Below are 5,680 nucleotides of genomic sequence, written 5' to 3' on the forward strand. Positions count from 1 at the left end.
TGTTTGCGGAGAATCAGATAGATTTTTCAAAACACTCAAGTCCATACTCGCATTATGAAAAATTAATAAATTAGATGAAAGATATTTAGAAAGTTCGTCTTCCCATAATTCTTGAAAATTAAGGGAAAATTCTACATCTTCATATGAAATTCCGTGTATTGAAGTATGAGTTTTTAAAAACTTTTCTGATTTTGGTGGATTTATATAGTGTTTTGTCGAATAAACTATTGTGTCATTTTTCACGAAGCATAATCCGATTGCACAAGCACTTAATCTACTGTTATTTGCTGTCTCAAAGTCAATAGCAATAAAATCAAATTTATTTTCAAAGTACTCAGGGAATGTATGAGGATTTTTAAATTGATTGAATTTCAATTTTTGCAAAATCGCTTGTTCGTATTGAGGTTTTACTTTATAACCAACTTGTTTTGCTTTTTTTAGCCAAGGTTCAAGAATATAGTTTGGTGTATTTTCGATAAAATTATAGAATAGAAATTCATTGTTTGTTTCAGGATTTATTCCCGAAACTTCCATTTCAATTTGATTTTTTGGTTTAGGTTTAAAAAAGTTAAACATAGTTCATTTTGTATAATTCAGACGAGTTTTGGTGTAATATGGCATATAACGTTTGGCAAATTGGCGATGGAGCCGACTTTTAGCACAAATGTTGAATAGAATTACTAATCTTCAACATTGCACAAAAGTTCAATAGAAGTACTTCACCGGCTCTATTGCCAATTTGTTTGTTATGTGCCGTTTTATTCCATTTTATACATTTAACAATTGCTGAAACGTAAAGTCGGGTTTAAACATTTCAATTTCGTTTTGAGTTGATTCTTCTTGTGCTTCTTTGCCATAGATAAACATTTGCTGTTCATAATTTTTAACAGCCTCTTCAATGCTATTAAATTTTCCATCGGCTAGATTATCAGACAATATCAAGGCATCCACCAACCCACTATTTACTCCCTGCCCTGCAAAAGGCGGCATCAAATGTGCGGCATCCCCAATCATTGTTATGGGTAATGGGCGCTTGCTTTTCCAAGGCTTTTCTAAAGGAAATATCCGTGTAGCCAATCCTACAAATGACAACGTCGTATGAATCAATTCTTTGTAGCGTTCGTCCCAATCGGAAAATTCTTTCAGAAGAAAATCAACGACACTATTTCTGTTTTGAAAATCTACCTGCGTTTGGTTTTTCCATTCATCAGGTGTTTTAAAACTTATTCCAAAATGCAATGCACCATTATTATTGGGGTTAGCAAATAATAAATTACCTTGGTGAGATGCCATTAGCCGGTTTCCATTGCATAGCTGAAAAAATCCAGGACAGTTTATCTCTGGTTGATGAATATCGGCTTGTATATTGAAAGTACCTGTTTCTTCAACTTCCGTGTCGGTAACAAATTTTCTTACCTTGGACATCCCGCCATTGGCAAGAATAACCAAATCTGCTGTTTCACTCGGTTTATTCTCAAAAGTTAGTGTCCACTTCTTCTTACCAGGTTCAAGCATAACAAGTTTTCTATCCCAAATAACCGTGTCGTTTTCTAAACTATTCAACAAGATAGCCCTTAAGTCATTTCTGTTTATTTCAGGATTGTCAAATCGATTTTCGGGCTTTACATTTTTTGTGGATAAAATATTGCCTTTTTCATCAGCAATATTTACACCCATTGGTAAGGCTAAGTCATAATAAGTTTGTAACAATCCCGCTTTTTTCATTGCTTCCTGACCTGAACCTTTGTGTAGGTCAAGGGTTCCACCAAAAATTCTTGCCTCTCGGTCGTTGTCTCTTTCGTAAACTGAAACGTCTATGCCGTTTTGCTGTAATAATTTTGCCATAGTCAGTCCAACGGGTCCACCACCAATTATTGCAACGTTCTTATCACTAAGTAAATTCATTTGTTTGTCTGTATCTATTCGCATTGTCATTCAAAAATGGCACATAACGGGAAACGCATTGGCGAAGTGGCGGATAAATTGGACAAAAAGTTCAATTTAGCGAGAACGTAGCCGATGTGTTTCCACAGAGCTAACTTACAAATAAAAAGCGAATGTGGAACACATTCGGCGGAATAAAATGCAGAAACTTTCAATTTAGCACTTAACCTGCCATTTTGCCAATGCGATGTTATGTGAAGGAATTTTTAGTATCTTTGTATTCAAATAATTCACATTTTATGTATTTCAGCAAGCCTTGGTAATTAAAAATTAAAGTAAATTATTAAATCGTCTTTTTGAGACGGTTGCTATTTGGTACGTTAATTTTTAATTTAAAATAAGGTAATAATGAAAAATATAAAACCCTTAACTTTTCCGTTTAATTCGGAAAATAATACATCCATAAAACAAAGTCTTTTTCGATTTCGAGAATATTTTGATTCTTCTACAATTGTTGGTTTAGGCGAAAACGCACATTTCATAAAAGAGTTTTTTACATTCAGGCATCAAGTTATTGAGTTTTTAGTAACTGAATGTGATTTTGACACCTTGGCATTTGAGTTTGGTTTTTCTGAAGGATTAGAAGTTGATAAGTGGATAAAATCACAAATTCCATTCGACGATTTGGATAAGTTACTGTCACACTTTTATTATCCAAATGAGTTTAAAGATACTTTGCTATGGCTTCGTCGGTATAATCAAGACAATAATAATCAAATTACCTTTTTAGGTGTGGATATTCCTAAAAATGGAGGTTCTTATTTTCCAAACTTTCGTATTGTATCTGATTATTTGCAAAGACTTTCAATCGTTTCTTCTGATGTCTTACAGAAGATTTTAAATCTTGCTGAGAAATTTGATTTCTATTCGACTTCTCAGCTTGCGTTAAATTTATCGCTTTTTGATGAAGCTGAACATAATGAATTAAAAGCATTGCTATTAAAAGTTTACATTCGTTTGATTACTCTTCAACCAAAATTAGAAAGTTTAGAATTTCAATCGATAGTTCATCAAGTTAAAGGCTTGATTTATATGAATTATAATGCTGATGCTATGGAAAGTTTCATTACTGAAAGGGGAATTGAAGGAGATATGGGAGCAAAAGACCAGTATATGGCAGAAAGCATTGATTGGTTTTTGAAAAATTCACTTGGTAAAAAGATTATTTTGGTTGCCCACAATGCTCACATTCAAAAAACTCCGGTAGATTTTGATGGATTTATTAGTTGTTATCCAATGGGGCAAAGACTTTCGATGACTTTTGGAGAAAAATATAAAGCATTTGCAATAACTAATCTACGTGGAGAAACTGCGGCATTGTATCCTGATAATGATTATCAATTTGGCTTTAGGGTTGATAAATTTCCACTTGATTTTCCAGAGTCGGATTCTGTTGAATTTATTATGCAAGAATTTGGAGGAAAAGAATGCTGTTTACTAATGAACAGAAGTACGGAATTAAAAAATTGTAATAAGATTCGATTTGATTCGATGTGCCTAAAAACTGAAATAGAAGAAGCTTTTGACGGAATTTTTCTAATAGAAAAATCAACTGTTTCAGAAGTAGTGGATTGAGAATTTATAAATTTAATTTCGAAACGGCACTTTCTTTTTGGAGGTGCCGTTTTATTCTTTCACATAACGGTTCTCAGCTATACGCAGGCAGGGATTTTAACCACTGAACTTCCTACGAAGAACTGAACTTTAAATTTACCACTTAACTGTCCTACGAAGCACGAAACCCCTGCTTGCGTATAGGTGATGTTATGCGGTCGGTTTTCATTTTCTCTTCTTTCTCGTTAATTTGTCAAGCAAAGTTACTAAATTTGCAGTCAAGCAATTTCAATTTTTGAATTATGTATTTCAGCAGACCTTGGACTTCTATCTAAGTGATAGGCAGTCCTGAAAATTCCAATCTCTTTTAGGTCAAGACAATTAGTCTATGGGTTTCGTGTACCGACTTTTTTGTAAAGGCGTTACGTTGTCATAGTTGCTCTGTCGGGTAATACTGTCTATTCACTTCTCCACGATTTGAATTCAAGTATTCACCTGTAAGAAGTTACTAATGACAAAAAAGAAATTGCCCGTTCGTTTTACGGGTCAGCACTTTACTATTGATAAAGTGCTAATAAAAGATGCAATAAGACAAGCAAATATAAGTAATCAGGATACGGTTTTAGATATTGGGGCAGGCAAGGGGTTTCTTACTGTTCATTTATTAAAAATCGCCAACAATGTTGTTGCTATTGAAAACGACACAGCTTTGGTTGAACATTTACGAAAATTATTTTCTGATGCCCGAAATGTTCAAGTTGTCGGTTGTGATTTTAGGAATTTTGCAGTTCCGAAATTTCCTTTCAAAGTGGTGTCAAATATTCCTTATGGCATTACTTCCGATATTTTCAAAATCCTGATGTTTGAGAGTCTTGGAAATTTTCTGGGAGGTTCCATTGTCCTTCAGTTAGAACCTACACAAAAGTTATTTTCGAGGAAGCTTTACAATCCATATACCGTTTTCTATCATACTTTTTTTGATTTGAAACTTGTCTATGAGGTAGGTCCTGAAAGTTTCTTTCCACCGCCAACTGTCAAATCAGCCCTGTTAAACATTAAAAGAAAACAGTTATTTTTTGATTTTAAGTTTAAAGCCAAATACTTAGCATTTATTTCCTGTCTGTTAGAGAAACCTGATTTATCTGTAAAAACAGCTTTAAAGTCGATTTTCAGGAAAAGTCAGGTCAGGTCAATTTCGGAAAAATTCGGTTTAAACCTTAATGCTCAAATTGTTTGTTTGTCTCCAAGTCAATGGGTAAACTGTTTTTTGGAAATGCTGGAAGTTGTCCCTGAAAAATTTCATCCTTCGTAGTTCAAAGTCGGGTGGTTGTCAAGATGATTTTTCTGGTTTGGTGTCGTCTTTTAAGCTGCCGCATAACGGGAAACGCATTGGCGAAGTGGCGGATAAATTGGACAAAAAGTTCAATTTAGCAGTGACGTAGCCGATGTGTTTCCACAGAAGCTAAATTATTAAAAAAAGCTGAATGTGGAACACATTCGGCGGAATAAAATGCACAAAAGTTGAGTTTGGCACTTAACCCGCCATTTTGCCAATGCGATGTTATATGCCGTATTTTTTGATAAGATAATTTAAGTCAGCTTCGTTTAAAATTCTAATGTTTGCTTTTTTTGATTGGTTTAAGTCGTTTATTTTTTGGATTTTTGACCAACCACAATCTTCACCTGCAAAAACAAAATCTACTTTACCTGTTATTCCTGATTTTATTTGTCCACCAATTTTCATTAGAAAAGTTTTTATTTCTTCTCTTTCTATTGAAAAGTTGCCCGTAATAACTATTCCTTTTCCTATTAAATCAATGTTTTCAAGTTCGTTTTGAGTTATTTGATAATTTGATAAATGCTCTTCATTTTCTTCTAAAACATCTTCACTTGGTTGATTGAAATAATTATTATTTGTTTTAGGCTGGTCATCAATTTTTCTTATTAGTTCTTGATAACTTGGATACTTGTCAGTCAATTCGCCAAATATTAAAGCACAAAGTTTTGCATCGAATTCTGGGTCGTGATGATTTGTTACTTCTAAGTCCAAACTCTCTGCTAAATCTTTTATTTTTTTAGGCATCCCAAGTTTATCTGCAAATAACATTGTGTCAATATAACTTATGACATATGGTTTTAAATTATAATGTTCATATAGATTTTTCTGATTATCCGTTTATGC

General features: G+C 33.5%; 5 protein-coding genes. 2 read left to right on the plus strand and 3 right to left on the minus strand.

Features of this window, described 5'->3' with window-relative positions:
* Window positions 1-534, minus strand: a 534-nt coding sequence (locus DBR39_RS15870; protein ID WP_257984520.1) for an exonuclease domain-containing protein, incomplete at its 3' end; no start/stop codon positions are given.
* 234 nt (window positions 535-768) lie between these two features.
* Window positions 769-1,935, minus strand: coding sequence for a tetracycline-inactivating monooxygenase Tet(X2) (locus DBR39_RS15875; RefSeq protein ID WP_008651082.1), 1,167 nt, complete (start codon window positions 1,933-1,935; stop codon window positions 769-771).
* Window positions 1,936-2,292: 357 nt separating this feature from the next.
* Here DBR39_RS15875 and ere(D) point away from each other — a divergent pair, with 357 nt between their 5' ends.
* Window positions 2,293-3,519, plus strand: a complete 1,227-nt coding sequence (gene ere(D) / locus DBR39_RS15880; protein ID WP_009040233.1) for an EreD family erythromycin esterase — start codon at window positions 2,293-2,295, stop codon at window positions 3,517-3,519.
* Window positions 3,520-4,009: 490 nt separating this feature from the next.
* The gene (erm(F), locus tag DBR39_RS15885; RefSeq protein ID WP_004295323.1) at window positions 4,010-4,810 is read left to right on the plus strand and encodes a 23S rRNA (adenine(2058)-N(6))-methyltransferase Erm(F); all 801 of its coding nucleotides are present in this window, start codon (window positions 4,010-4,012) and stop codon (window positions 4,808-4,810) included.
* Window positions 4,811-5,059: 249 nt separating this feature from the next.
* Here erm(F) and DBR39_RS15890 read toward each other — a convergent pair whose 3' ends face one another.
* A complete protein-coding gene (locus tag DBR39_RS15890; protein WP_005807148.1) occupies window positions 5,060-5,605 on the minus strand; it encodes a BRCT domain-containing protein in 546 nt (181 codons plus the stop codon).
* Window positions 5,606-5,680 lie beyond the last annotated feature (75 nt).

The sequence above is a fragment of the Chryseobacterium sp. KBW03 genome (assembly GCF_003852415.1).
Classification (GTDB): Bacteria; Bacteroidota; Bacteroidia; order Flavobacteriales; family Weeksellaceae; genus Chryseobacterium; species Chryseobacterium viscerum.

Bases quoted from the DNA above. Each gene is read 5' to 3' on its own strand.
- DBR39_RS15875 (WP_008651082.1), bottom strand. From the start codon at position 1,935: ATGACAATGCGAATAGATACAGACAAACAAATGAATTTACTTAGTGAT.
- DBR39_RS15890 (WP_005807148.1), bottom strand. From the start codon at position 5,605: ATGTTATTTGCAGATAAACTTGGGATGCCTAAAAAAATAAAAGATTTA.